Annotated in this window: 1 protein-coding gene; it reads right to left on the bottom strand. The window is 71.5% G+C overall.

The features are described 5' to 3' along the window. Positions 1-1,095 (bottom strand): helix-turn-helix domain-containing protein (locus E1294_RS52000; protein ID WP_246083900.1); only part of this gene is annotated, 1,095 nt, incomplete at its 3' end. Positions 1,096-1,106: the final 11 nt, after the last annotated feature.

Genomic DNA, 1,106 nt, shown 5'->3' with positions numbered 1-1,106 from the left:
GATGGCCACGCCGGCCGCCGGATTGAAGGCGATGGGCTCGCTGCTTTGCTGTTCGGAGGTCAGCAGGGCGGTGATGGCCGCGTCGGTGTCGTTACGGCGCAGGTGGCCGTGGGCGAGGTCGATGAGGTGCTGGGCGCGCCGGTTGATGGAGGGGATGGTGCTCAGGTCGATTCGGCTCGCGCTTGTGATCGCGTTGGCCGCCTGCCCGGTTTCGACGTTGATGGCCACGGCGTAGATGGCCACGTTGGCGCGGCCGAACATGGTCAGCGGGTGGTGATGGGCAGGCTCAAGGGCGTCGGCGGCTTGCTGGGCGATGCTCCAGCTGCGCCAGGCGTCGGCCGGACGTCTGAGCCGGGCGTGGGCGATGGCGTCGAATAGGTGTAGCGCGCCCCAGGTGGACGTGGCCGCCGGGGAGGTGGCCAGGAGGTGACGGAGATGTCCGGTGGCGTCGTGGGCGATGGCGTGGGCTTCGTCGGCTTCATCGCGGCCGAGCGCGGCCATCGTGGAGGACCAGGCGGAGACGGCGATGAGGGCTGGATCGTCGGTTTCCTCGGCGGCGACCATGGCACGGTCAGCGGCGCGTGCGGCCAAGTGGGGCTCGCCAACGCAGTACAGGAAGCGCTGGGCCATCTGGAAGGCTTCGCTGAGCAGTTGCCAGGTGAGGCGACGGTCGGTGGCCGGGCTGGCACGGTGCAGGGCGAGGGCGTCGCGCAGCAGGTCGGGCACCACGAGGCCGAGCGCGGTGTAAGGACGATCGGAGCGGTGCCAGGCGGACCAGGCCAGCGACAGGCGGCGGCGGATGCGCTCGGGCTCAGTGGAGGGGTCGCGGTGTGGGTAGGTGGGCGTCGACAGCAGCCGCCGGAGCACAGGGACGGCCTCGTGCTGGACGTGCGCGTGGTCGCGCAGGGTGCAGCGCAGGCGACGTAGCTTCGGGCCCAGCAGGACGGCGAGGTCGTCGACTCCCAGGACGACGGCCAGCGTGGTGACGGTGGACAGCCGGTCCAGCGGCCGGCGGCCGGACTCGATCAGGCGCAGCCACTCCTCGCCGTTGCCGCACAGCTCGGCGCAGGCGCGCATGGTGAGCCCGCGGCGCATACGCAAGGTGC

Origin of the sequence: Nonomuraea diastatica (assembly GCF_004349015.1) — a bacterium.
GTDB classification, from domain to species: Bacteria; Actinomycetota; Actinomycetes; order Streptosporangiales; family Streptosporangiaceae; genus Nonomuraea; species Nonomuraea diastatica.
The sequence above is the reverse complement of the archived record's forward strand: the minus strand, read 5'-3'. Positions and strand labels throughout refer to the sequence as shown.